Below are 24,358 nucleotides of genomic sequence, written 5' to 3' on the forward strand. Positions count from 1 at the left end.
TTCTCTGGCGGTCACGGCTCACAGCAGTTCATTGATGCTGTGGTAATAGGAGCTGTAATCACTGCGTTTTTTCAGCACAGTCTCGAGATACTCCTCGAGTACCAACTTGTCCTGCACAGGGTCTTTCACTATCGCTCCCACCAGGTTGGCTCCCACATCAGCAGCTCCCAGTTGACCATCGCCGAACCAGGCTGCCTGACTCAAGCCGCCAACCATCACGGCAATAGCCTCGGCAGTGGACAGATTCCCCGAAGGCACCTTGAGCGCCATCTTGCCATCCAAGGTAGCGCCGCTTCTCAGTTCGCGGAAGATAGTTACCACTTTCTCAATTTCACTGCTGGCACTGGCGGGCACCGGCAGTGACAGGCTTTGACCCATCTCGACCACCCGGCGACGAATGATCTCTACTTCTTGCTCCATATCATCGGGTAGCGGCAACACTACGACGTTGAAGCGCCGCTTGAGTGCCGAAGACAGCTCATTCACACCTTTATCGCGGTTATTGGCGGTAGCTATGATGTTGAAACCACGCTTGGCAAACACAGCATCGTTCAGCTCGGGCACCGGCAACATTTTTTCAGACAATACGGTTATCAGGGTATCCTGGACGTCCGACCCCATGCGGGTCAATTCCTCCAGACGGCACAAGGTACCAGACTCCATGGCCCGGAACAGTGGTGTCGGCACCAAGGCGTCCTTACTGGGGCCTTTGGCAAGCAGCTGAGCATAGTTCCAACCGTAACGAATTTGGTTTTCATCTGTGCCTGCAGTGCATTGGATCACCTGGGTACTGTTGCCCGAAATAGCCGCAGCCAGATGCTCGGACACCCAGGACTTGGCGGTACCCGGTACCCCAAGGAGCAACAGCGCCCTGTCAGTGGCCAAAGTCGCAACCGCAGTTTCGATAAGGCGACGATTGCCTATGTATTTGGGGCTGATAGACACCCCGGAATCCGTAGTGCCACCGAGTAGATACTTGACCACACTTTTAGGCGTCAGTTGCCAATTCTCGGGCTTTTGGCCATGATCTTCTTCTTTCAGAGCATCCAGCTCGGCTTGATAAATGACTTCCGCCGGTTGCCTTAATACGTCACTCATCTTTTCATCCTTCTCGTTGCAAACTTACGTTAAATTTCAAATAGTCGAGTATTGGGTGCATGGGCGATATCCCCAGCGTCTTTGTCTCGGCCAGCAGCCACTGAGCACACTCGAGGTTCAGGCACAAACCCAATTGCTGCATCACCCAAGCGAGTTGCCTTTCCATCTCGTCCGCATCCTTGGCTTGCACCAGGGTTTTAAGTTGTTTAAGCAGTTCAGCCGTGGCTTTGCAACGGCTGAACTCAGCGACACTCAGCCAGTGCCATTCACTGCTAAATAGTGCGTACGGAGCATTGGGGAGCAGATCGCCGGGAGCCTTGGACAGTAGCGTCTGAGCCAGGTTGACCTTGGCTTGCTCGTTTAACCTGGATACCAATAAACCCAGTTCAGCCATGGGATTTTCATTTTCCTCAACGGCCCAATCGAGCAGCCGATTGGCCACCAACAACACCTGTTCCTCGGGTAAGCTGGCAGCAACATTCAGCAGCAAAGCCTGATTGGGGCTATTGAGCCCCTTACCGGCGTTGTCGGCAAAGGACCACTGGCACAAAAGCTGCTCCAGACTCATGCCCAGCCCAGTTGCCAGCAAAGGCAAGGAAATGCTCTTCAGTGCGGCGCAGCGGTCACGATTCTGGACACTGTTTTTCAGCACAGGAGCAAGCAGCACAGTTTCGCGCCGTAGCAGCCCCCGAGGTTTCAGTGACAGCCAAGTTACCAGCTCTGTGAGTGTCTCATCTTCCGCTTGCTGGTTGCCCTGACCTAAGCGCATCTGCAATTGATTGGCCAGCTCCTTCACTTTCTGGGATCTGTCTTTTTCCAGAGATACCAATAAGGGCAAGTCTGCCGAGCTCAGTCCATCTGCCAATACCTGATAGAGATTCAGGCGTTTATCGGCGGCTTCCGAGGCGGCCATGCTTGCCAGCAAATCACGAGCGGCATCCGGCGACCGGCGCCGCAGCAGCTTAAGCGCAGCCAGCCTCTGTGCCGGGCTTTTATCGGGCCAGCTCTCTTCGGTAAGCGGTTCATCCCTGGCATCGGTAACCCAGCAAACCCAAGGTTCAAACTCAGGCGGCAGCTCTGCATCCTGTCGACCGGGCAGCCAGTCTTCGGGATGAGGGGAAAAACCACGACTCACCAGCAGCGCCAACAGCGCCTGATATTGACTGCCGGATGTGGTGGTCAGCGCCAGTAACTGCCTGAATGCCGGGCGACATTGGCCGGGTAATAGGGACAGACTCAGTTGCGGCAAGCCGGGCAGGGTTTTAAGCGCCCCGGGGGGATGGGGTTGTTGCAGCAGGGGATACTGGCTGCAATAAGCCAGCGCCATCAGGGTGCGCTCGTCATCGTCGGCATCGGCGGGCACGGTCCAATGCTCAGGAAGCAAAATCGGCGCGCCGCCATCACCTATCAACCAACGCTGCTTGAGTTCGTCAATCTGCGCCAGATCCTGTTGTAGGGTTTCAGCATTTAGCATGAGATCATCCCCCAGGCACTGGTACAAACAGACAGAAGTTCGGCTCCATCACCACGCCAGCAAACAAAGGCCCCTTGCAAGTCTCCCTGTGCCAAGGGTGGCAAGTCTCTGCCCTTCACCGGAATTAGCTGCTCCTCGACACTGAGCCAATAACCGCCGTCCTCTGCCTGCTGCAAACTGCATGGGCCCAACACCAAGGGCACTGAAGTTTCCCATGGCAAGGTGCGCCGCAGCGTAAACAAGGCTTGCTCTGGTGTCATAGCCGAGGCTGCGGGCCAGGATACGGCTTCTGGTGCCAGAATCTGGTACCGGGTCAATATGGCGCGCTGCGGCGCCCTGGAGGGATAAAAGACCAGTTCCCCTTCAATCAAGGTACCGGCCCTGAGGCTGGCCTCACGTTTGCCTGCCGTGGCTGGATAATAGTCGAGCAACATGGCGCCTGAGCTACACTGGCCATCCAGTGGCCAAAGCCAGGTCGCATGGCTAACCAAACCGTCCCGTCGGGTTTCGATACGCTCACCAAGGCATAACCAGCGGCCACTGACCCCGGTTGCGACATTGGCCAGCAGCTGTTCTCGATTTTCCGCCCCAACCAGCGCCCGCCGAACATCGGGATCCTGCGGATTGATTCGCCAGGCCCGGGAAAGCAAGACCCAGATCCCCAGTTCTTCTATCAACCGGGCCAGTTGCCGCTCAAACGGCAGTCCAGCCAACAAGGACGGTAATTCATCGACTCGGGATGCCAAGGCACTCGCTTTTGCATCCACCAACCTTGCGGCAATGCGTCGAACCCTGGGGCGTAAATCCTTAAGCAGTCCGGAAAGACCGGTTCGCTGTTGATCGCGGATCCACAGCTCAAGCTCAGCCAACCCTTCGCGTATGCTTTGCTCGCTGGCTTGCTGCGCCGCCAAAGCCCGCTTTTGCTTTTGCGCGGCATTCTTGGCGAGTTGCTCCGGGCTGAGCATTGGCTCTTCATCACCGGCGGTGGCGATATTCTTCGCCACCGAGGGCTTGTTATCCTCAGTTGCGGTGGCAGAACTGCGACGACGACGGGACAACCATTCCCCAACCCAATCGGGCGGGGTTGACTCATTGAAGCTGTCTTGGCTTTCACTGAAGATCCACATCAATGCAAGCACATGTTTACACGGGAATTTTCTAGATGGGCAGGTACACTTGTAGCCATGGTCGACCACATCTGCCATGGTGAGGTAGGGATTGGCACCCGATCCCTGGCACTGCCCCCAAATACTATTGAGTTCAGAGGCTACGCCCAACATGGGCCACTTGGATGTATTGAGCAGCTTTTTGGCAGCCCCCAGAGATGACTGATCCGGGGCCAGGTCCTGCACTACCTGTAATGGGAGTTCCATTTCCAGTCCTTGTTCTCTTGCCCGCCGCCAACGAATGAGGGGCAGACAAAGACGTCCTATCCTATTGGGCTAAAGACAAAAGCCCTTCAAATTCAAGTGCGAGATTCTGCCTGAATTAGACTGGAAAAGAAATTGCCTTTACCCGAATGGCAAGAGTTTTAGATAAGCATTTGATCTTAAGCACAGCTAAGGAAAGTGCCTTGCCTCCCGGCTGTAACAAGCTGAGATAGGCAGTAGACAAGTTCGATAACCGGGAAAAATCAATTTTCTAATTGATTTTAAAGGGATACTGTCCATACTGGCAGCATCTCTAGGAGGGCTTATGGCAAATCAACGTAGGTGGGAACGGGATGAACTACTGGTGGCTTTTTATCTTTATAGCCACACGCCCTTTGGCAGAATAAGCCAGCGTAACCCAGAAATAATCCAGATAGCCGAACTCATGCAAAGGTCGGCCTCATCGCTATCGATGAAGATGGCTAATATTGCCAGCTGTGACCCCAGCATCACCTCTACAGGTCGCAAGGGACTCCCTGGTGCTTCTAGAGCCGACAAAGCCATGTGGCAAGAGATGACCCAGGACTGGGAAACCTTCTATCTCAAAGCTTATGCTGCCCACCAGCAGTTAACACAATCCTCTGAGCCACAAAATGTAAAGTCCGCAGGGACAGACGATTTTCACGGTAGGGAAAGAGAGACTATGACTAAGGCCAGAGTCGGCCAACAAGTATTTAGAAACTCGGTTTTGAGTGCCTATGATTTTCGCTGTTGCATAACAGGATTAGACATTCCAGAGTTACTGATTGCCAGCCATATAGTGCCTTGGAACCAAGAGCCTAAGCAACGTCTCAACCCCAGTAACGGCCTGTGTCTTTCCAGCTTGCATGACGCCGCTTTTGATAAAGGCTTAATCACTTTGAATTCCCATCTGGAGTTGCTGCTATCCCCTAAACTCCTGATGAAAGAAAATCGATATTTGAGTGACAGTTTTGAGCGCTTTGAAAACCAGCCCATTCGTCTACCAAACAAGTTTGCCCCGGCAGAAGAATATCTAGCCCTGCATCGCCAGCAGATTTTCCAGGCTATATCGTAAAGGAGACCTCTCACCGCCCCCTTTTCAGAGACGGCGAAATAGCTCAAACCAAGCACGCCTTAAGGGCCTCGCTCTGCTGCAATAGGCTGAGATAGAGGGTGAACTGGTTGGCGGCTCTGTCCAGGTTGTGGCCTTCGCGGTGGATATGGAAATACTTATCCCCCAACAGATAGTCGGTGAGGAAACGCACACCTATCATAAGACAGATCACCCGGGCACCCAGCCATAGGCTCTGGCGCTCCAGTGGCGTCAACACCTCGCCCAGCTCTGCCAGGTAACCCCGGCAGATGGCGGCAAACACTTCGGGCCTGACTCTGACCTTCTCGAGTGCGGTGGAGTCTTCGGCCTCGGGTGAGCAGAAGGTGCGCACCATGTCGCCGAAGTCATACATCAGAAAACCCTTCATGCAGGTGTCGAGATCTATGATAGCCATGCTGGACATATCACGCTTGTCGAACAGCATGTTGTTGATCTTGGTGTCGTTGTGACAAATCCGCAGCGGCAAACCGGCACAGGTATCTTCAAGCTCCGCAAGCAGCGATTGCTGGGACAAGGCCAACTCTGCCCACTGCCGACAGTGCTGTAGGCGCCCAAGCGGGTCCTCGGCAACCGCCTTGGAAAGTGCTTCGATTCTGCCCGGCAGATGGTGAAACAGAGGGATCACATCTTCCAGTTCATGGGGGTCTACTTGGCTCAGGGTGCGGGCGAAATGGCCAAAGGCACGCGCCGCCTGTTCGGCCTCGGCCTCAGAGCGCACCACTTCGATGCTCTGACTGAAAGGCAGATAACTGATGGCGCGCCAGAATCCCTGTTCACCGAGATCCACAGCCAACTGCTGCTCGCGGGTCATCACAGGCCTTATCAGCTGCAGTTGATAGCCGCCTTGCGCAGCACACTGACTCAAATGCTCGCTGACCTTGGCCGCATTATTGACCAAGGCGTTGGGCGCACGAAATACCTGAGTGTTAATCTTTTGCAGCACAAATTCGCTATCGGCGCTGCGGATCAGAAAAGTGTCGTTGATATGGCCATTGCCCAGTGGGCTGATTTTGGCATTGTCAGGGATCCCGAAGTGAGGCAGCACCTGCTGCCGGATAAGCTCAAGCACCCATTAACTCCTGTAATTGCTGTTTCACCCGGGCGGCGTCCTGGGGATATGTCACTCCCAACCAGGCCTCGCGGGCGGTTTCCACCCTGACACTACGGGTGGCAAGGTTTTGCTGTTGTTGGCACGGCTCTGGGTCTGGCTGCTCAATTGCATTTTGCACTATCGCAGGCAGATAACACTCGGCTTTAAGATCATCGCCATGGGTTGCCAAAAAGCGTCTGAGCCCCAGCTCCAGTGCGGCAAATATATTCGCCGAAAAGCCCCAGCAGGTCATGGATACCAAGGCATCGGCGGCTATCGGCCGGCGTTCACCCTGAAGCTCTCCCTCAAGGCCATGGGTGCCTTGACGAATATCGAGCCACTCCTGCACCGAAGTCAGGTAACCCTTCCCATTGACCTCACACAGGCCACGATTCACCCCGCCATGCTCGGACAAGGTCAGTCCCAGCGGCCAAGCCACCATCATCCATTCATTGGGATGTTGCCTAAGCCCCTCAGCCAACTGCACAAAGGCATGATCGCCATAATAATCATCTGCGGTGATCACTGCCATGGGGCCATCGACCAGATGCCTGGCACTCCAGAGGGCATGCGCCGTGCCCCAGGGTTTTTGCCTGTTACTGTGGCGCTTTGTGATATCCCCTGTCTGCCTTGCCGATACCGGCAGTGGCAGATCGTCCAGCGTCTGATAACAAAGGTGCCACTCAAACCCGGAAGGCAGGAAGTCGCTTAACTGGCGACGGATCTCGCTTTCAAGCTCAGGGCGGATAACCAGCACCGCGCGGGCAAACCCGGCCTTGATGGCCGAGCGTAGCGCCAATTGCAGCATGGTTTCCCCATTGGGCCCCAATGCCGCCAACTGTTTATCACCGCCAAAACGGCTTCCCAGCCCGGCGGCCATAATCACCAGAGTTAATTTTGTATTCATAAACTGTCGAATATGCCGCGAAGAAAGCCGAGCCGAAAGAAGCGAAGCAGTATAACAGAATCACAGCTCTGATGAACCAAAGCTGTGGTTAACCGTGCACCAACATGCGCCCTATTCAATAAGCTGCCGGAAGGCAGGAACAGAACCCAATGCCGCCTGACTACCCTTGAGGCTGAAGTCATAGCCGCAGAGCTTAACCGAGCCCCGCCGCGCCATATCCTGAACAATCACCTGACTATCCAGAGGGCTGAAGGCCGCTTCGACCTTGCCGTTACCGCCGATAACGACCGACATGGGCCGATAGCCAGTGCCATTGTTGAACACCAGCTCGGCGCAGCGGCGGTCGCCCTTGGCGGTCGCCAGATCCCACAAGGGGCCAGGGGCGTCGGTATCGCCAAGCCAGCTCATACGCAGCAAGTCGCCATCGAGCGACAGGTTGAAGCTGTCCGGTAGGCGCACAGTCACCCTGTCGGAAGTTTCGGCCGCAATCTCAGTAGTCTCACGGCCTGATGCGTCATTAGGCTTAGCCTGAGGCCACAGCAGCCATATGATCAATCCCAAGCCAAACAGCGCTGTGACCAGCGCGGTTATGGCAAGTCCCTTACGCTGGGCGGCCGAGAGGCTGCCAAGCCGCTGCCAAAGTTGCAATACGGCATCGCGCCAGGAGAGCAGCAACACAGACAAGGAACCGGTGCGGTCGATCTCATCATCAAACCCAGGCTCAGCGCTATTGACCTTATGGCGGGCTTGCTTATCTGTATGCCAGCCAGGCTCTGTATCTATCGCTGAGATATCGCCCTCGGTCGGCGCCGAGTCGAAATAACGGCTGCGGCCAGGTCCATAGGATATGGCGTCATGACTGATATCATGGTCGCTATTGGCAGCAGCAAAGCTTGCCGGCTCATGCGCTTGGCTCAGAGGGTGCTCAGGCTGCTGCCCCGCGGCACTATACCCGGCACCGCTGTGATGCGGTTGGTTATCATCGTGGTCGCTGCTCTGATAAACGTGATCATCTGAATAGCCTTGAGCGTGGTCATCCGCATAGCCTTGAGCTTGATTATCTGAATAGCCTTGAGCGTGGTTATCCGAATAGCCATGAACATCACTGCCCAGGGTTGGCTCGACCCGTCTTATCTTGGTCTTACGCTCAGCGCTCAAAGGCACAGGGCCACAGTATCCCTGCACATAGTCTCGCTTGCTGCGGGCGCCGCGGCCGCGATTCCCTCCAGGCAACAGTGCCAAACCTGTATGCAGCGCCAAAGCCAGCACCAGGGCTCCTATCAGGTAACTGCCTTCCTGGCCGCTACCCAAGGTCAACAACAGAATAAGCCAAGGCAGCAGAGCTATCAGTGACAACCAGGGATTCAGGCCACCGTCACCCAGGCGACGACGACAACTGAGCAGTAATACCGGTGCCAGCAAAATCCCGGGTAACCAGATGAAACTACCGCCACCGGAAAGTAGCCCCAACACGAGTAGTAAAAAATAAACGGCGCCACTGATGGCCGCATGTCGCAGACCATTGTCGTAACCCTGAATACAGATGAGCGATTTATACAGCACAGAACCCCTTAAAAATCGACCGACTTATTGATGGCAGCCTAACGAATTTGATGGCAATTGTCAGCGCCACTGGCATGGCAGCATTGCCTGCCTATATAATAGCTGCCCTTAAGGAAGCTGCCTTGAACACCTGTAGCTGGCGCAAGCCAGAGTGCCGACAGGGCATAGTTCGCAGCTTCCCTCATCAGCCACCGGCTTTTTTTACAGCCAAAGACTTGGAACCCAAATATTATGAGTGCACGCGGAAACCTTTTTATTGTCTCGGCCCCCAGTGGAGCGGGCAAATCGTCACTGATTGCAGCCCTGCTGGCCAATAAACCGGCCGACAAACAAGTTTCCGTATCGCACACCACCCGCCAGCCACGTCCGGGAGAGGTTCACGGCCAGCACTATCATTATGTGTCGGTGGAGGAGTTCAAGGCCCTGATTGCCGAAGAAGCCTTCTTCGAGTGGGCCGAAGTCTTCGGTAACTTTTATGGCACTTCCCGCAAGGTCATTGAAGAAACGCTTGAACGGGGCATAGATGTGTTCCTGGATATCGACTGGCAGGGTGCCCAGCAAGTGAAGAAACTGATGCCCGAGGCCATCGGCATCTTTATTCTGCCACCGTCCCGCGAAGAGCTGGAGCGCCGTCTGACCGGTCGCGGTCAGGACAGCAGCGAAGTCATCGCCTCCCGCATGGCACAGGCAGTGTCAGAAATGTCGCACTATAAAGAGTATGATTTCATCATAGTCAACGACGATTTTGAGACTGCACTGGGGGATCTGAGCGCAATCATTCGCTCACAACGCCTGACTCGTGCTAGTCAAATTAATACTCACAATGATATGCTTAAGGGTCTGTTGGCAGATTAATTGCCTTCGTGTACAATTTTGCGTCATTTTTTCCATTCAAATCACTGGAGTTTCAACACATGGCTCGCGTTACTGTAGAAGACGCCGTTAAACAAATCGGCAACCGTTTTGATATGATCATGGTTGCGGCGCGTCGTGCCCGTCAGATCGCCGTCCAGGGTAAAGATCCTTTGGTTGAAGAGCAAAACGACAAACCCACTGTTATCGCACTGCGCGAAATCGAACAGGGACTGGTTAACTCAGCGACTCTGGATGCCGATGAGCGTCAGAGCGTACGTGAGCGCGAAGCAGCTGAAATTGCTGCCGTGGCAGCGATTGCAGAAGGTAACTCTTCACTCTAAGGCATATTCTTAGGAGAACAGCCACTTGTATCTGTTTGAAGGTCTCAAGGAGTCTGCCGCCAGTTATCTGGAGCCGGAGCAGGTAGAATTACTCAAGCAGGCCTATCAGGTGGCGCGTGATGCCCATGAAGGGCAGATGCGCACCAGTGGCGAACCCTATATTACCCATCCGGTTGCGGTTGCCCGCATCCTGGCCGAAATGCGTCTCGACCACGAGACGCTGATGGCCGCCCTGCTGCACGACACCATAGAAGACACCCAAGTTACCCATCAGGATCTGGCCGAACTGTTCGGCACCTCGGTGGCGGAACTGGTGGAAGGTGTCTCCAAGCTCGACAAGATCAAATTCCGCGACAAGAAAGAGGCCCAAGCGGAAAACTTCCGCAAAATGATGATGGCCATGACCCAGGATATCCGGGTGATCCTCATCAAACTGGCCGACCGCACCCACAATATGCGCACCCTGGGCGCCCTGCGGCCCGACAAACGTCGCCGCATTGCCCGCGAAACCCTGGAAATTTACGCCCCCATCGCCAACCGTCTGGGTATTCACAATATCAAGACAGAGTTGGAAGATCTCGGCTTTCAGGCCTATTACCCCATGCGCTATCGGGTACTCAAAGAGGTGGTTCGTGCCGCCCGCGGTAACCGCAAGGAACTGATCCAAAGCATAGAAACGGCTATTCGTACCCGCCTGGAAGATGTGGGTATCAAGGGCAAGGTCAAGGGCAGGGAAAAGAACCTCTATTCCATCTACAACAAGATGCGCAGCAAAGAGCTGCAATTCCAGGAAGTGATGGATATCTATGCCTTCCGCCTGATAGTGGATTCCATAGACACCTGTTATCGGGTGCTCGGGGTGATGCACGGCCTCTACAAGCCGCGTCCGGGCAGATTTAAAGACTATATCGCCATTCCCAAGGCCAACGGCTATCAGTCGTTGCATACCTCGCTGTTTGGTCCCCATGCGGTACCGGTGGAAATTCAGATCCGTACCGAAGACATGGACCAGATGGCCGACAAAGGGGTTGCGGCACACTGGATGTACAAGAGTGGCCAGACCGGCGCCTCGGGTACCACTACCCAGCTGCGCGCCCGCAAATGGATGCAAAGCCTGCTGGAACTGCAGCAGAGTGCTTCCACCTCGTTTGAATTTGTTGAAAACGTCAAGACAGAGCTGTTCCCGGAAGAGATCTATGTATTCACTCCCGAGGGCCGCATTCTGGAACTGCCGGTAGGCGCCACCGCGGTGGACTTCGCCTATGAGGTGCACACAGATGTGGGCAACACCTGTGTCGGCGCCCGGGTCAACCGCCAGGCCTACCCCCTGAGTCAGCCACTGATTTCCGGGCAAACGGTCGAGATCATCACCGCCAAGGGTGCCCGCCCCAACGCCGCCTGGCTCAACTTCGTGGTTACCGGCAAGGCCCGCGCCAAAATCCGTCAGGTGCTCAAGAGCCTCAAGCAGGACGAAGCCAGCACCCTGGGTAGGCGTCTGCTGAACCATGCACTGGGCGAAACCAAGCTGGAACAGATAGATCCGGCGCAGATCGACAAGGTAGTCAAAGACACCAAACACGCCGATCTGCAGTCACTGCTGGCCGACATAGGTCTTGGCAATGCCATGAGCATAGTCATAGCCCAACGCCTCAAGGGCGACAAGATAGAGCCGCAGAAGCAGCATGATGAGCACAAGCTGATGCCGATCCGCGGCGCCGAAGGCATGCTGGTTACTTTCGCCAACTGCTGCCGCCCCATTCCTGGGGATGCCGTGATTGCTCACGTGAGCCCGGGCAAGGGCCTGGTGGTGCACATGGAAAACTGCGCCAACATCCGCGGCTATCAGGGCGAGCCGGACAAGTATATTCCTGTGCAGTGGGATGCCGTCGATGGCGTCGAATTCCAGGCCAACCTGAGGGTCGAAATCGTCAACCATCAGGGCGCGCTGGCGAAGATCACCAATATCATTGCCGCCGAAGGCTCCAATATTCACAATCTCAGTACCGAAGAGCGCGATGGCCGCGTCTATCTGATCAACCTGCGCATCTCGGTTCGCGACCGGATCCATATGGCAAATGTTATGCGCCGAATCAGGGTACTGCCCGAGGTTCTGCGTACATCCCGTAACCGTTGATAACAGAAAAAAGAGAGAGCGTTATGGCAGAGAAGATTATCATAGCAACAGACAAGGCTCCCGCCGCTATCGGCACCTACTCCCAGGCAGTCAAAGTGGGCAGCACAGTCTACCTGTCCGGGCAGATCCCGCTGGACCCAGCCACCATGGCACTGGCCGGTGACGACTTTGAAACCCAGGTTGTACGGGTATTCGACAACCTCAAGGCCGTCTGTGAAGCCGCCGGCGGTTCCATGGCCGATATCGTCAAACTGAATATCTATATGCTGGATCTGGGCAACTTTGCCACGGTCAACGAAATCATGAGCCGTTACTTCAACCAGCCTTACCCGGCCCGCGCCGCCATCGGCGTGAAAGAGCTGCCAAAGGGTTCTCTGGTCGAGATGGACGGTGTGATGGAACTCTGAGTTCCCTCCCCAATACAGGGCGCTACGGCGCCCTTTTTCATATAGGATCCCCCGCCAATGAGCCCCGAACGCTTCGCTCGCATCAACCAAATGCTGGACATGCGCCAGCCGGATCTGAGCCTGATCCTGGACAGAGTCCACAAGAGCAACAATATTTCCGCCGCGCTGCGCAGTGCCGATGCTGTGGGTATCCACGAAATTCATGCAGTCTGGCCCGATGCCGATATGCGCCTGTCCGGCAATACCGCCTCCGGCAGTCAGCAGTGGGTCAAAACCATTAAACACTATGACTTCGCCTCGGCTGCCAAGGCCTGCAAGGCGCGCGGGATGCAGCTGGTCGCCACCCATTTCGGCCCTCAGGCCCGTGACTTTAGGGAGTTGGATTACCGCCGCCCCACCGCCTTTATTGTCGGTAATGAACGTGATGGTATCAGCGCCGAAGCCCTGGCCGCCGCCGACGAGCAGGTAGTGATCCCCATGGTCGGCATGGTGCAATCCCTCAATGTCTCGGTGGCGTCGGCGCTGCTATTGTATGAGGCGCAGCGTCAGCGGCAGGAGGCCGGGCTCTATGGCGCCCGCAAGCTGGACAATGACTATTGCCAGACCATGTTGTTTGAGCAAGGTCACCCCATTTATGCCAAAGCCTGTCGGCGCAAAGGTATTCCCTACCCGGCCATAGACGCGCAGGGCCAAATAGTCGCCGCTGCCGACTGGTGGCAGCGGATGCGTGAACCCGTCCCCGAACTGTGAAGCTTTTCAAACAACCGATTAAATATTGCGCCAGATCACAATTATCGCCATACTGGTTTGGCCACTGCATAGCGAAACTAACAGATAATCAGATCGTTGCAGCCGCCGTGGGGGAAGCTGCAGCTACGCAGATAACAAGAACAGTAAAGGGGACACCCCATGGAAGCATCATTCAAGAGCCCGGTGGAAATGCTCGACCACTGGGTAGAGACTCAAGGCGATGAGATCTATCTCAGGCAGCCGATCAACGGCCAATATCAGGATCTGACCTGGCGTCAGGTACAGGCCAAGGTGCAACAACTCTGCGGCGGCCTGCGTCACTTGGGGCTGCAACCCGGTGACAAGATAGCCGTGCTGTCGAAAAACTGCGCCGAATGGTTCATTACCGATCTGGCGCTGATGCACGGCGGCTATATCAGTGTGCCCATTTACCCCACTGCCAATGCCGATACCATACGCTACGTGCTGGAACACAGTGGCTGTAAGGCCATCATGCTGGGTAAGCTGGATCACTGGGCCGATCAGGAAGCTGGCGTCGGCGGTGATATTCTGCGCCTGGCAATGCCTTATGACACCATGCCGGCTCAATATCACTGGCAGCAGCTGTTGAATCTCGGTACACCTCTGGTGGATGCCCCTTATCCCGAGGCCGAGCAGGTGATGACGCTGATCTACACCTCAGGTTCCACCGGCAAGCCCAAGGGTGCCATCCAAACCTTCGGCAGCTACGGCTGGACCTGTAATGCCGTGGTACGCGATCTCAAGACAGATGGGAAAGACAGACTGCTGTCCTACCTGCCGCTGGCCCATATCACAGAGCGGGTGGCGATAGAGGGTTCCTCCTTCTATTCCGGCTCCTGCGTTGCCTTTGTCGAAAGCCTCGACAGCTTTGTTGCCGATGTGCAGCGAATGCGGCCAACCGTGTTCTTCTCGGTACCTCGCCTGTGGACCCTGTTCCAGAAGAACATTATCGATAAGGTCGGCTACGCCAGACTCAATCTGCTGCTGAAGATCCCCCTCATCAGCCATCTGGTCAAACGCAAGATCCATAAAGGGCTGGGGCTGGACAAGTGTCGTTTGCTCGGTTCAGGTTCGGCGCCGATACCTCCGTCACTGGTGGAGTGGTATCACAGCATAGGTTTGGATATCTGCGAAGCCTGGGGCATGACAGAAAACTGCGCCTACTCAATCATCAACTTCCCCTTCGATGCCAGTAAGATAGGCACAGTCGGCAAGCCGGTGATCGGCTGCGAAGTTAAGCAGGCTGCCAATGGCGAACTGCTGGTGAAGAGCCCGGGATTGATGCGTGAATACTACAAGGCGCCGGAAGCCACAGCCGCCGCCTTCGATGAAGAGGGCTTTTTCCTCACCGGCGATCTCTGCGCCATAGATGCCGACGGTTGCGTCAGCATCACAGGCCGGGTCAAGGATAACTTCAAGACCGCCAAGGGCAAGTATGTGGCGCCTGTGCCGATTGAACGTAAGCTGGCGCAGGATCCCCATGTGGAACTTATCTGTGTCATCGGCCTGGGACTGCCTCACCCTGTGGCTTTGGTGCAACTCTCTGAAGGGGCGGCGCTGCAAGCCAGAGAAGAGGTGCGCGCCTCGCTCAAGGCCACTGTGGATGCGGTTAACCCCAACCTGGAATCCCATGAAACCGTGGAAGCGGTTCTGGTGGTCAAGGAGCCCTGGACCATAGAAAACGACGTGCTGACTCCGACGCTGAAAATCAAGCGCCATGTGTTGGAGAGCAGATACGCCAGCCGGATGGAAGGCATTCGCGGTGCCAAGGTTGTCTGGGAAGATGAAATCTAGAGCCGACGCTCCTTGGTTTATCTGATTATCCCGGCTTCGGCCGGGATTTTTGTGACATATTCTGTCAAAAAGAGGTTGCCTTCGGGAGGAAAAACCTTATGCTGGCAGCCCAAACACATTCATCGGTGCCGTTCTGCATGGCACCTTACTGACAGGAAAAGCGGTTTTTAATGTTGATTGCACTCTCTATTCTCGGCGGCTTCTTGATCCTGACTCTGGGAGCAGAAGCCTTGGTTCGCGGCGCCAGCGTCATCGCCCTGCGTCTGGGGATCACCCCGCTGGTGATCGGCCTGACGATCGTCGCCTTCGGTACCAGCGCGCCCGAGCTGGCAGTGAGCGTTAAGTCAGCACTGGCCGGCAGTCCGGGTATTGCCCTGGGTAACGTGGTGGGCTCCAATATCGCCAATATCGGTCTGATCCTGGCACTGACCTCGCTGATCCGCCCGATAGGGGTACAGTCACAGATGGTCAGACGCGACATTCCGCTGATGATAGGCGCCTCTATTTTGATGTGGCTGCTGGTACTCGACGGTGAACTGAGCCTGATTGACGGCGCCGTACTGACCAGCTTACTGGTAGGCTATCTGTTGCTCAGCTATTTCAGCAGCAAGGGCGAAGAGACTGATGAACCTATTGAAGGCCCCAAGAACCCTCTGTTGTCGCTGCTGTTTATCATCGCCGGTATCGGCATGTTGGTGGGTGGCGGCATACTGTTTGTCGATGGCGCGGTCGAGTTGGCCCGTACCTTCGGTATCAGTGAGGTCGTGATCGGCCTGACCATTATTGCCATAGGCACCAGCATGCCGGAATTGGTGACCTCGATTCTGGCCGCTCTCAAGGGCCAGAGCGATATCGCCATAGGTAATGTGGTTGGCTCCAACCTGTTCAACCTGCTGGGGATCCTCGGGGTTACTGCCCTGGTGCATCCTATCAGCTCAGCCGGTTTCAGCAGCCTGGACTTCAGCGTGATGCTAACCCTGGCACTGTTGGTGTTGCCCTTTGCCTGGAGCGGTTTTCGTATCGGTCGCCGCGAAGGCGCCATATTATTGCTGGGTTACTGCGGCTATATGGGCTATCTGGTTACCCACGCCAGCGCCTGAATCTGAGTACGGGACTGGCAACGGAATGATTCTGAAAAGCTTTGTTGCCAAGCCGCAGTAGCATAAAAAAATCCCGGGTTTTGACGTCAAGAATGGATAGTCAAAACCCGGGATATCATCAAGTTAAGGGCTCAAGCAGCCCAGAAGCGCTCAAGAGCGAGCCGCTACATAACTCTCCATCTCAGCTATGCTGACACTGGCAATGAATTGCTGATCCAGGTAGAAGTCCACCATCTCCCCCTGCTTGCGCCCCAGCATTACCTGCTCGGAGCCATCTTCATAGCTCAACGTCATCGCCAGGGTATTGTCATCTATGGCTGACATGCTGGCACGGCTCAGTTTTACCGGTGCCGTGGTCAGTTCCTTATCCAGTTTATGATTGATCTTGAAAACGGCATCGGCCGGCATATCCACCAAGGCCGGTGACTTGCCGGTAATGATGACATTTGTCACCTGCAACTTATGACCTTTGTGAATACCGCCAATTCAGGCTCTCGGGAATACTAAACCCGACTCAGATTCGAGTCTGTTCATCCAAGGAGCGAATGATGCGTAAACTCACACTGTTATTGGGCCTGAGTCTGGCCCTCTCAACCCAGGCAGCCACCATTGATGAAATCGATGCCGCTGCAAATCAAATCGACATTGACACCTTGAGCCTCTACGCCGACAACAGTCAGGGATATCAACAGGCCTACGCTAACTATCGTTTGGCTGTCAGCGCCAATATACTCGGCCAGCTTCAGACCCGGGATCAGGCCTTGGCCACTGCGGCCGAAAGCCTGGCTCAACCGAACTTCAACAAGGACGGTGAAGCTCTGGCACTTCTGTCTGCTGTTTATGGTATGCAGATAACCGCCAATCCAAGCCAATCGGCAACCCTGGGGAAAGCTGCAGGCAAGTCTCTGCAAAATGCCAGACAACTGGCGCCCAACAGCCCCAGAGTCGCGCTCATTGGCGCCATCTCCAGTTTCTATACGCCAGTCGAGTATGGTGGCAGCAGTGACAGAGCCCTGCAGGAAATTGAACGCGCCCTGAAACTCTATGCCAATCCCTGCAGCGATATCTGCTGGGGTCAGGCCGAAGCCTACACCTGGCGGGGAGTGATACAGCAACAGCTGGGACAATCCAAAGCCGCCAGCCAGAGTTGGCAACAAGCTCTGGCACTGGATCCTGACTACGCCTGGGCAGGTTTTCTTCTGTCAAAACAAACGCAGCAATAAGGGAAGGTGCGTACCAGAGCGCCACTGGGGCTTATTCGCACCACCTTAAGGTCTCGACCGGATCTCCGCCCGGGGATCCGGTTTACTTGTGCACCGATACACGCCATTATTTGCGCTGGAGATGCGAGGACAACCGATGCAGGATCCACAGACTCAAACCGAACTCAAACTGGCTAAATACTATCTGGTCAATCTGGCCTTTTACTTTATCCCACTGTTTATTATGCCGGTGTCGCCCTGGCAATGGCTTGCCAGCCTGCTGGTTTTGCCGCCCTTTATCTACTGTTATTTTCGCGCCTATGGCGCCGATAGGGATAAAGTGCACTGGCAAATTCTGGGGATCATCCTACTGGCTATTTTGATCACCCCCGCCAATCCGGGTTCTTTGTCGCTGTTTACCTTCGCCGCCTTCTTTATCGGCTTTTTTTATCCTCTCAGGCTGCTCTTGCCGGCATTATTGCTGATCGCCCTGGTGCTACTGGCATTGAATCAATTGCTGGGTTTTAACGGCCTCTATTTTGTCTATTATGGCTGCGGCCTGACAGCCGCTACCTCTCTGCTTGGGGTCGCCGAGCGCAAACGCCAACAGGCCAAACGACAAGCCCGCCGTAGCGAAGAGGAGATCCGTGCCCTGGCGACCATGTTGGAGCGGGAGCGTATCGGCAGAGATCTGCACGACCTCATGGGACATCAACTCTCTTCCATCGCCCTCAAGGCCGAATTGGCGAACAAGCTGCTGCAAAAAAATGACCTGCAAGCCAGCCGTGAACAACTCACTGAACTGGCGCAGATTGCCCGCGACAGCCTGAGCCAAATTCGCCGTGCTGTGGCCGACTATCGGCATCAGGGGCTGGATAGCTGCTGCGCCCAACTCTGTCGGCGCTTGCGCGAAAAAGGCTTGGCGGTCAGCCTGGAGGGGGAACTGCCTGTGCTGTCGCCACTGGCAGAAAGCCAACTGATACTGATCCTGACCGAACTGGTGAGCAATATTCTCAGGCACAGTGATGCCACAGAGGCACACTTGAGCTTTACCCTGGAGCCTCAACTTACCATTTGCCTGCGAGACAACGGCACGATAAGGCTTAAACCCACTCCGGGGAACGGCCTCAAAGGCATAGCCGAGCGGCTTGCCCTCTTGGGTGGCGAGCTGCAAATCGATACAGCAAAGGGGTTCAGCGCTCTTTTACTGCTGCCCAGACAACAGCTGTTATCGGCCCAGGGAGAGGGCATTGAGAAAGCAAAGAGCACAGTGAAGACCGAGAGTACCGAGAACATGGACAAGCTCGCCCAAGAGCAACACAAAAATCCCCTGGAGGGCCAGGTATGAAGATATTGCTGGCGGAAGATCAAGCCATGGTTCGCGGCGCGCTTGCCGGCCTGCTGCAACTGTCCGGGGACTTCAGCGTCACCCAGGCCACGGATGGCGACCAGGCATTGGCACTGCTCAAGACCGAGGATTTTCAACTGCTGCTGACAGATATCGAAATGCCCGGCACTTCAGGGCTGGAGCTGGCTGCCTGGGTTGCCCGAGAGCAACCTGCGCTGAAGACCATTATCATCACCACCTTTGGCCGCGCCGGCTATATCAAACGGGCGCTGGAGGCCGGTGTCTGCGGCTTCCTGCTAAAGGATGCCCCTGTGGAGGAACTGGTCGAGGCCATAGCCAAGGTGATGCAGGGTAAAAAAGTCATTGCCCCCGAACTGGCCATGCTGGCTCTTGGGGAGCAAGACCCGCTATCCGACAAAGAACGCCGCGCCCTGCGACTGGCCGCCGAGGGCAAGAGCAGCGGCGAGATTGCCGCCGCTCTCTTTATCAGTGAAGGCACGGTACGCAACTATCTGTCGGAAGCCATCAACAAGCTGGGAGCCTCCAATCGTATCGATGCCGCCCGAATCGCCAAACAAAAGGGCTGGCTGTAAGCAGGCGGGCAAGTAACAAGCATACTGCCATTACTCTGGCCTGTTAGCGGCAAGCTCTCTTTGCACAAAGAGTACGCGAGACAATAACTCCTCGCGTAAACTCCTCGTCGAAGAAATTCTCCGAAATCAGCTCATAAACAGGTAATACACCAGGCCCACCTTAAGCCCCAGGATCAGGATGTAAGCCATACAGTATTTGATGGTACCGGACATGATAGCGCTGCCCTGGCCCTCCATCCGGGTCGCAGACACGGCAATGGCTATGCTCTGGGGCGAGATCATTTTCCCGCCCGTGGCTCCGGAGGTATTGGCGGCAGCCAGCCACAGCGGATCCACCTGCAGCTTTTCCGCAGCCACTGTCTGCAACTTACCAAACAGCACATTGGAGTTGGTATCGCTGCCGGTAACAAAAGTCCCCAACGCGCCAATCAAGGGGGCGATAAACAGGTATGCCCCTCCGGTAATATTCACCAGGGTATGGGCCATATCTGTTATCAGACCGCTGACATCCATCACGGTTGCCATCGCCACAATGGCGGTGATGGCTATGATGGAGTTTTTCAGCTGCTTTAACGTCGCGCTGAACACCTTTAACATGCTGGCCAATGAGGCTCCCTGAAGGGTACCGCCGATAAAGGTCGCCAAAATGATCAAGACACCCGGCGTGGCTATCCAGTCAATGGTCAAACTCAGCTCCACCCCATTGGCCAGCGGAAATACCGGCTTGGAAGACACCTGAGTCAGCAGGCTCTTGATTTCCGGAAACAGCGGCGAGCACAGCAGAATAAACACAAAGATCAGCAGATAGATAGCGCAGGCTTTGAAGATTTGTCCGCTACTGTAGTGGCCGGTGATGCGGCACTGGTCATTGTCGATACGATAAGCGGCCGGGGTGGGCTTTTGGCGTTTTTTAGCCATCAAGGCCACCACCAGCAAACTGACCAAACTGCCGGCAAAGGCGGGCAACTCAGCCCCCAGATGAATGGCGACAAAGTACTGCGGCAGCAGTGTTGCAATTCCGCATACCAGCGAAATACCAAACACTCCCCGTATCGCCTTGAGTCCATCCCCTATGATGGCGACAATCACAAAAGGCAGCAGCAAGGTAAACAGTGCCAGCTGCGCAATAACTGTGCCGCTCAGCTCAGTCACAGGCAGGTTTACCTGCTCAGCCAGAATCGACATAGGGATCCCCACGGCACCAAACGCCGTAGGCACTGTGTTGGCCACCAGAGAAGCAATCGCCGCCTTCAGCGGCTTGAAACCCAAAGCAATCAATATCCCGATAGGAATCGCCACTGCAGTACCGTATCCGGCGGCGGCCTCGAGAAATCCGCCAAAACACCAGGAGATCAGTAGCACCTGGATCCGCTTATCGTCGCTGATCCCGGCGAGAAGGTTTTTCAGTACCTCCATGCTGCGGGTTTGAAGCATCAGGTTATAGCTGAAGATGGCCCCCAGGATCACTATCACTATTGGCCACAAGCCTTTGATAACCCCATAAGCCATGGCCGAGCCCAAGGTCAGTGCCGGGGTATGCCAGAAAATGGTTGCCTCGACCAGGGTCAGTAACAGAGTGATTAACACCGCCTGATGTATCGGCATCTTGATTTTCAAGATCAGCAGGATCATGACCAAGAGCGGTAATACGCCCAGGGAAAACAGCAGATACTCGTGCATAGGATTCCTTAAACGACAGAGATAGAGTGAATTGCATGATGGATTACGTCCCAAAACCTGGGGGTGAAGCTGGGTAGGCCTTGAGCAGGAACTCCAATCTGCTCAAGGCCTTGCGACAAGGCTTCAGCTGAATGTCAGCAAGGGGGACAGACACAACAAGATGCCGGTCGCGATAACTATGTAGAGAGACAAGCCCTTATATTTATGCAGAGCAGGCACCCGATAGACCAGGTAAGCCGGGATCAAACATCCCACCAGGCCGAAGATCGGGCTGCTGATGCTGGTAAAGCTGAGCACAGGCGCATTGAAACAGATGGCGCCCCAGGCAAGCAGTATGGTGAACAAAATAATGCCGCGATTGACGTACTTGGTATTGATCTTCTCTTCCGCAGTGGTGCGCCTCAGCAAGTTCATGGTCAGGCCATAACAGGCTTCACGAAACCCCATGTAAACCGCAAAGAAGGCTGTCATAACGGCAAAAATATTCAGGATCAGGCTGAACAGCTTGATGGTGTCTCCGGGGATACCCTGAGCCACCATGGCCAAGGCGGAGATATTCTCATCGTAGGCTTTTAGCGCCTGGTCATGCCCCATGGCCAGGCTGAAAGACACGGCATAGAAAAATACCACCACAAAAAGTATGCCGAAGGCCAACTTCATCGCTCTCTGAGCCTTGTAGCGCGCCACCTCTATCGACTTTTCCCTGGCACGATAGGAGATCACCAGAGGGCTCAGGTTGGTCACAAACAGAATCGATGACAGGGTAAATGGCAGCATAACAATAGTGTCTTTGAAGCCACTCTGGGGAGTGGGAACCGCACCTATGTTATTCAGATCCCACTGCTCTATCATCATGAAACCCAGTATCGCAATCACGCTCAATTTGGTGAGTACCATAAAGGATGAAACCTTGAATAGCAGCGCCTCGCCTCTGGATGCCAGACTCACCAGGATGCAAACCAGTGCCAACCCGTAGAAGGGATTATCGGACAACAGCTGTTTGGTGAGGCCAAAACTCTGCAGGAAAGAAGCGCTGTCATTGGTAATTGCGGTCGAATAAACCAATACCCAAATCACCAACATCAAGAAATAGAGCACACCCAGTAATATTCCCCAGTTTTTCCCCAGATAACCGGAAATCACATCCGGATAATCCCGGCATTTGGGAGATTCCACCAAGGTATTAATAAATAGTTTCTGAAACATATACATGGCTGGATAGCCAATAATGGCCGATAGCAGGAATACCCAAAGTCCCATCAAGCCTATTTGAATAGGCAGAAATACTATCCCCGCGCCAATGGCCATGCCTATACTCATGATCACCCAGCCCCAGTCCGTGCTGTCGAAGCGTGTTGCCGCCTTCCACTGTGCCGAGCCCTTGGTGATTTCTACTGCCGATATTGCTGCTGTCATTACGCCCCCTGGTTCAATTATTTTTTATTTATTTTTTTTTGAACCATTTAATATTCAAGGTATATAAATCCCTAATGTATTTTCATTAATCTCAATGAGTTAAATATGGGGCCAAACCTGTATGATTATTGTAAATAGATAAAGTCTATCTCGGCAGATATATAGACTAAGTTAAGCCAAATACGGCTCAAATATTGAAGCCGATCTGCTTTAGCAAACATTCCGGCGAAATTTGTATTGCCAATCCAATCGATCAATATGAAATTGGCCGTCCGCAGATGAACTATCTTTCACACTTCCAGCATCCAATGAATATATTTTCATCATAAGTGCATAGAAGTTAATTTATATGAGTTTACCCAAACGCTGCGAATACGGATAAAAAGAGTGCCTGTAGCTGGTTTTCGGGTTCACCGCCGAGGCTAAAAGCTTTACCATGACTCGGCGACCAGCAAAGGCTTGTTATCCGAAGGCTGTTGTTTGGACGAGAAGAATCAGGGATCCGGTTAGTCTAAGTTAAGGAGAACAATCAATGCGTTGCAGACATTGCGGCTCAGACAGTATCAGACATTTCAAAGCCATTCATGCCGAAGGAACAACAGAAGTTTCAGTCAGCGCTTCGGCCAAACCCGTGTGGAACAACCAACCCTTCTCAGTGCATGGAAAACAAAAACTCAAGGGTAGCGCCCAACTGCAAACCGAACTGGCCAAGCGCTGCTCGCCGCCATCTGACCCTCAGCCCTTGGTGCTATTTCTGGCGGCTTTCCCCGGACTACTCTTGGGCGGCTACCTGGGGTTTCAGGCAGGCAGCAACTGGAGCAGTTTTTGGCTGGGAGTGCTGTGCTTTTTTGTCTCCTGTTTTACTCTGATCCTGAGCGCCGATTGGCTGTGGAAAAACTACTTGGGAGGGCGAAAGTCGATGCAGCAATACCAGGCGGCACTAAATCAATGGCAGAACTCCTGGTACTGTGGCAAGTGTGCCAAAGTCAGTATTTTTTAAACCTTCTTGCCTCTTTGCCGTCACTCATCAGGCCTTGGGAATAACCATGAATCACATCTCAGACATTCAACAACTGGAAAGCCAACTGCGCAGCGCCATGTTGAATTCGGATATCAATTTGCTGGATAGACTGTTGTCGCCTCAACTGATATTCACCAATCACCTGGGGCAAGTGCTCGGCAAAGCAGAGGATCTGCATGCCCACAGCTTAGGCCTGCTCAATATCACTCGGATAGACACCCTGGCCGAAGAGATACGGCTGCATCAGGAGACTGCGATAGTATCGGCAGAGGTGAATATTCAGGGCAGCTATGCCAAAACGCCAGCCAACGGCCGTTTTCGCTTTACCCGGGTTTGGCTGCACAGGGCAAGCGGCTGGCAACTGATAGCGGCTCACTCGAGCCTACTGGCTTGAGCACTGGGTTTTACGACAAACTACTGATTTCATGGCGACCATTTTATGACCAAAAACCCACAGCAGGCCAGGCTCTGCCAATATCAGCAGCATATGCTGATGACAGAGATCGAGGCTGAGCCGGGCAAGTTGAAACTCATCTGGCGCAGCAGGCAAACGCAACTGAAATACGCGCTTTGGGGACTATTATTGATGCTTGCCGGAATACTGGGAGTACTGGTGTTGGACCCCGCCAGACAGGACACTTGGTTTACAACTGCCATCATAGCCATAGTGCTGGGGCTCAGCGGTATCATCATGGGCCTGAACCTCTACCGCCAGCTCAAACCCGTAACTTTGGATCTGCAACAGGGCTGCTTCTTCCGAGGCAGAAAAAGCAAGCCTCTCAGTCAACTCTGCCGCATAGAGCTGCAACGCAATACCCATAACGAAAGATCCAGAAGTCACATGCTTGAACACCTGACTGACGAAGAGCTCATAAGTGTCAGCGTGGTACTCTGTTTTGCTGAGCGTGAGCGACTCGGTTTTGGCCTGTTCAAACCCCAAAAGCAGGCCACAGACAAGGCCAGAGCCTACGCACAAACACTCGCCGAACTGATAGGCTTTAACGGTGAAATAACCGTTAGCCAGGGTTCAGGCCTGGGCCGTTAAGTTACGCTACTCTT

The 24,358-nt window shown here is 54.5% G+C and carries 23 protein-coding genes; 14 read left to right on the forward strand and 9 right to left on the reverse strand.

Annotated features, from left to right (window positions below; all coding sequences use genetic code 11):
• Positions 1-18 precede the first annotated feature (18 nt).
• The 3 genes from ACSHSR_RS20160 to ACSHSR_RS20170 are packed head-to-tail and all read right to left on the reverse strand — an operon-like array spanning position 19 to position 3,945.
• The gene (locus ACSHSR_RS20160; RefSeq protein WP_044735391.1) at positions 19-1,098 is read right to left on the reverse strand and encodes an ATP-binding protein; all 1,080 of its coding nucleotides are present in this window, start codon (positions 1,096-1,098) and stop codon (positions 19-21) included.
• Positions 1,099-1,102: 4 nt separating this feature from the next.
• On the reverse strand, positions 1,103-2,572 hold the full coding sequence (locus tag ACSHSR_RS20165) for a DUF5691 domain-containing protein (RefSeq protein WP_208185216.1): 1,470 nt from the start codon (positions 2,570-2,572) through the stop codon (positions 1,103-1,105).
• Complete coding sequence (locus ACSHSR_RS20170) at positions 2,566-3,945, reverse strand: SWIM zinc finger family protein (protein ID WP_071238959.1); 1,380 nt, start codon at positions 3,943-3,945, stop codon at positions 2,566-2,568. The genes ACSHSR_RS20165 and ACSHSR_RS20170 overlap by 7 nt, the downstream gene beginning before the upstream one ends.
• A 322-nt stretch (positions 3,946-4,267) precedes the next feature.
• Between ACSHSR_RS20170 and ACSHSR_RS20175 the strand changes: the two genes are divergently transcribed.
• A complete protein-coding gene (locus ACSHSR_RS20175) occupies positions 4,268-5,038 on the forward strand; it encodes an HNH endonuclease (protein ID WP_221052420.1) in 771 nt (256 codons plus the stop codon).
• A gap of 43 nt (positions 5,039-5,081) precedes the next feature.
• Here ACSHSR_RS20175 and ACSHSR_RS20180 read toward each other — a convergent pair whose 3' ends face one another.
• The 3 genes from ACSHSR_RS20180 to ACSHSR_RS20190 form a co-directional block, all read right to left on the reverse strand.
• Positions 5,082-6,146 carry a phosphotransferase enzyme family protein gene (locus ACSHSR_RS20180; protein ID WP_208185217.1) on the reverse strand — a complete coding sequence of 355 codons (1,065 nt, stop codon included), beginning with the start codon at positions 6,144-6,146 and terminating at the stop codon, positions 5,082-5,084.
• Entirely contained in the window at positions 6,139-7,074 is a 936-nt protein-coding gene (locus ACSHSR_RS20185; RefSeq protein ID WP_071238956.1) for an NTP transferase domain-containing protein, read from the reverse strand. The genes ACSHSR_RS20180 and ACSHSR_RS20185 overlap by 8 nt, the downstream gene beginning before the upstream one ends.
• Before the next feature lie 111 nt (positions 7,075-7,185).
• Entirely contained in the window at positions 7,186-8,637 is a 1,452-nt protein-coding gene (locus ACSHSR_RS20190; RefSeq protein ID WP_479631091.1) for a hypothetical protein, read from the reverse strand.
• Positions 8,638-8,868: 231 nt separating this feature from the next.
• Here ACSHSR_RS20190 and gmk point away from each other — a divergent pair, with 231 nt between their 5' ends.
• The 7 genes from gmk (at position 8,869) to ACSHSR_RS20225 (ending at position 16,039) form a co-directional block, all read left to right on the forward strand.
• Positions 8,869-9,492, forward strand: a complete 624-nt coding sequence (gene gmk, locus ACSHSR_RS20195) for a guanylate kinase (RefSeq protein ID WP_025888535.1) — start codon at positions 8,869-8,871, stop codon at positions 9,490-9,492.
• A gap of 59 nt (positions 9,493-9,551) precedes the next feature.
• Positions 9,552-9,833 (forward strand): DNA-directed RNA polymerase subunit omega, encoded by a 282-nt coding sequence (gene rpoZ / locus ACSHSR_RS20200; protein WP_025010112.1) that lies wholly within the window; start codon positions 9,552-9,554, stop codon positions 9,831-9,833.
• Positions 9,834-9,858: 25 nt separating this feature from the next.
• Positions 9,859-11,967 carry a bifunctional GTP diphosphokinase/guanosine-3',5'-bis pyrophosphate 3'-pyrophosphohydrolase gene (spoT, locus tag ACSHSR_RS20205; RefSeq protein ID WP_071238954.1) on the forward strand — a complete coding sequence of 703 codons (2,109 nt, stop codon included), beginning with the start codon at positions 9,859-9,861 and terminating at the stop codon, positions 11,965-11,967.
• A gap of 23 nt (positions 11,968-11,990) precedes the next feature.
• Entirely contained in the window at positions 11,991-12,374 is a 384-nt protein-coding gene (locus tag ACSHSR_RS20210) for a RidA family protein (RefSeq protein WP_025888534.1), read from the forward strand.
• 57 nt (positions 12,375-12,431) lie between these two features.
• The gene (trmH, locus tag ACSHSR_RS20215) at positions 12,432-13,124 is read left to right on the forward strand and encodes a tRNA (guanosine(18)-2'-O)-methyltransferase TrmH (protein WP_144165020.1); all 693 of its coding nucleotides are present in this window, start codon (positions 12,432-12,434) and stop codon (positions 13,122-13,124) included.
• Between the two features lie 159 nt (positions 13,125-13,283).
• Positions 13,284-14,939: an AMP-binding protein gene (locus tag ACSHSR_RS20220; protein ID WP_044735397.1), complete on the forward strand. Its 1,656-nt coding sequence runs from the start codon at positions 13,284-13,286 to the stop codon at positions 14,937-14,939.
• 170 nt (positions 14,940-15,109) lie between these two features.
• Positions 15,110-16,039, forward strand: coding sequence for a calcium/sodium antiporter (locus ACSHSR_RS20225; RefSeq protein ID WP_479631092.1), 930 nt, complete (start codon positions 15,110-15,112; stop codon positions 16,037-16,039).
• 150 nt (positions 16,040-16,189) lie between these two features.
• Here the strand turns inward: ACSHSR_RS20225 and ACSHSR_RS20230 are convergent, their stop codons facing one another.
• Positions 16,190-16,492: a DUF3332 family protein gene (locus tag ACSHSR_RS20230; protein ID WP_244908475.1), complete on the reverse strand. Its 303-nt coding sequence runs from the start codon at positions 16,490-16,492 to the stop codon at positions 16,190-16,192.
• A 92-nt stretch (positions 16,493-16,584) separates the two neighbouring features.
• Between ACSHSR_RS20230 and ACSHSR_RS20235 the strand changes: the two genes are divergently transcribed.
• From ACSHSR_RS20235 to ACSHSR_RS20245, 3 genes are all read left to right on the forward strand, one after another.
• Entirely contained in the window at positions 16,585-17,262 is a 678-nt protein-coding gene (locus ACSHSR_RS20235) for a tetratricopeptide repeat protein (protein WP_232786061.1), read from the forward strand.
• Positions 17,263-17,398: 136 nt separating this feature from the next.
• A complete protein-coding gene (locus ACSHSR_RS20240; protein ID WP_107005764.1) occupies positions 17,399-18,589 on the forward strand; it encodes a sensor histidine kinase in 1,191 nt (396 codons plus the stop codon).
• Positions 18,586-19,182 carry a response regulator transcription factor gene (locus tag ACSHSR_RS20245; protein WP_025010119.1) on the forward strand — a complete coding sequence of 199 codons (597 nt, stop codon included), beginning with the start codon at positions 18,586-18,588 and terminating at the stop codon, positions 19,180-19,182. Before ACSHSR_RS20240 ends, ACSHSR_RS20245 begins: the two co-directional genes overlap by 4 nt.
• A 126-nt stretch (positions 19,183-19,308) precedes the next feature.
• Here ACSHSR_RS20245 and ACSHSR_RS20250 read toward each other — a convergent pair whose 3' ends face one another.
• Positions 19,309-20,862 carry an L-lactate permease gene (locus ACSHSR_RS20250; RefSeq protein ID WP_479631093.1) on the reverse strand — a complete coding sequence of 518 codons (1,554 nt, stop codon included), beginning with the start codon at positions 20,860-20,862 and terminating at the stop codon, positions 19,309-19,311.
• Positions 20,863-20,985: 123 nt separating this feature from the next.
• Complete coding sequence (locus tag ACSHSR_RS20255; protein WP_219003498.1) at positions 20,986-22,278, reverse strand: SLC5/6 family protein; 1,293 nt, start codon at positions 22,276-22,278, stop codon at positions 20,986-20,988.
• A 532-nt stretch (positions 22,279-22,810) separates the two neighbouring features.
• On the opposite strand from ACSHSR_RS20255, the gene ACSHSR_RS20260 reads away from it, so the two are divergent.
• The 3 genes from ACSHSR_RS20260 to ACSHSR_RS20270 are packed head-to-tail and all read left to right on the forward strand — an operon-like array spanning position 22,811 to position 24,344.
• Positions 22,811-23,278, forward strand: coding sequence for a hypothetical protein (locus ACSHSR_RS20260; RefSeq protein ID WP_208161581.1), 468 nt, complete (start codon positions 22,811-22,813; stop codon positions 23,276-23,278).
• A 46-nt stretch (positions 23,279-23,324) separates the two neighbouring features.
• Positions 23,325-23,693, forward strand: coding sequence for a nuclear transport factor 2 family protein (locus ACSHSR_RS20265; RefSeq protein WP_109247196.1), 369 nt, complete (start codon positions 23,325-23,327; stop codon positions 23,691-23,693).
• Between the two features lie 45 nt (positions 23,694-23,738).
• Positions 23,739-24,344, forward strand: coding sequence for a ZZ-type zinc finger protein (locus ACSHSR_RS20270; protein ID WP_479631094.1), 606 nt, complete (start codon positions 23,739-23,741; stop codon positions 24,342-24,344).
• Positions 24,345-24,358: the final 14 nt, after the last annotated feature.

The sequence above is a fragment of the Shewanella sp. VK101 genome, assembly GCF_056497865.1.

Coding starts and splice junctions, on each gene's coding strand:
- ACSHSR_RS20240 (WP_107005764.1), top strand. CDS start 17,399: ATGCAGGATCCACAGACTCAAACCGAACTCAAACTGGCTAAATACTAT.
- ACSHSR_RS20170 (WP_071238959.1), bottom strand. CDS start 3,945: ATGGAACTCCCATTACAGGTAGTGCAGGACCTGGCCCCGGATCAGTCA.
- ACSHSR_RS20220 (WP_044735397.1), top strand. CDS start 13,284: ATGGAAGCATCATTCAAGAGCCCGGTGGAAATGCTCGACCACTGGGTA.
- trmH (WP_144165020.1), top strand. CDS start 12,432: ATGAGCCCCGAACGCTTCGCTCGCATCAACCAAATGCTGGACATGCGC.
- ACSHSR_RS20270 (WP_479631094.1), top strand. CDS start 23,739: ATGACCAAAAACCCACAGCAGGCCAGGCTCTGCCAATATCAGCAGCAT.
- ACSHSR_RS20160 (WP_044735391.1), bottom strand. CDS start 1,098: ATGAGTGACGTATTAAGGCAACCGGCGGAAGTCATTTATCAAGCCGAG.
- ACSHSR_RS20250 (WP_479631093.1), bottom strand. CDS start 20,862: ATGCACGAGTATCTGCTGTTTTCCCTGGGCGTATTACCGCTCTTGGTC.
- gmk (WP_025888535.1), top strand. CDS start 8,869: ATGAGTGCACGCGGAAACCTTTTTATTGTCTCGGCCCCCAGTGGAGCG.
- ACSHSR_RS20225 (WP_479631092.1), top strand. CDS start 15,110: ATGTTGATTGCACTCTCTATTCTCGGCGGCTTCTTGATCCTGACTCTG.
- ACSHSR_RS20235 (WP_232786061.1), top strand. CDS start 16,585: ATGATGCGTAAACTCACACTGTTATTGGGCCTGAGTCTGGCCCTCTCA.
- ACSHSR_RS20185 (WP_071238956.1), bottom strand. CDS start 7,074: ATGAATACAAAATTAACTCTGGTGATTATGGCCGCCGGGCTGGGAAGC.
- ACSHSR_RS20165 (WP_208185216.1), bottom strand. CDS start 2,572: ATGCTAAATGCTGAAACCCTACAACAGGATCTGGCGCAGATTGACGAA.
- rpoZ (WP_025010112.1), top strand. CDS start 9,552: ATGGCTCGCGTTACTGTAGAAGACGCCGTTAAACAAATCGGCAACCGT.
- ACSHSR_RS20265 (WP_109247196.1), top strand. CDS start 23,325: ATGAATCACATCTCAGACATTCAACAACTGGAAAGCCAACTGCGCAGC.
- ACSHSR_RS20175 (WP_221052420.1), top strand. CDS start 4,268: ATGGCAAATCAACGTAGGTGGGAACGGGATGAACTACTGGTGGCTTTT.
- ACSHSR_RS20255 (WP_219003498.1), bottom strand. CDS start 22,278: ATGACAGCAGCAATATCGGCAGTAGAAATCACCAAGGGCTCGGCACAG.
- ACSHSR_RS20210 (WP_025888534.1), top strand. CDS start 11,991: ATGGCAGAGAAGATTATCATAGCAACAGACAAGGCTCCCGCCGCTATC.
- ACSHSR_RS20245 (WP_025010119.1), top strand. CDS start 18,586: ATGAAGATATTGCTGGCGGAAGATCAAGCCATGGTTCGCGGCGCGCTT.
- ACSHSR_RS20260 (WP_208161581.1), top strand. CDS start 22,811: ATGCGTTGCAGACATTGCGGCTCAGACAGTATCAGACATTTCAAAGCC.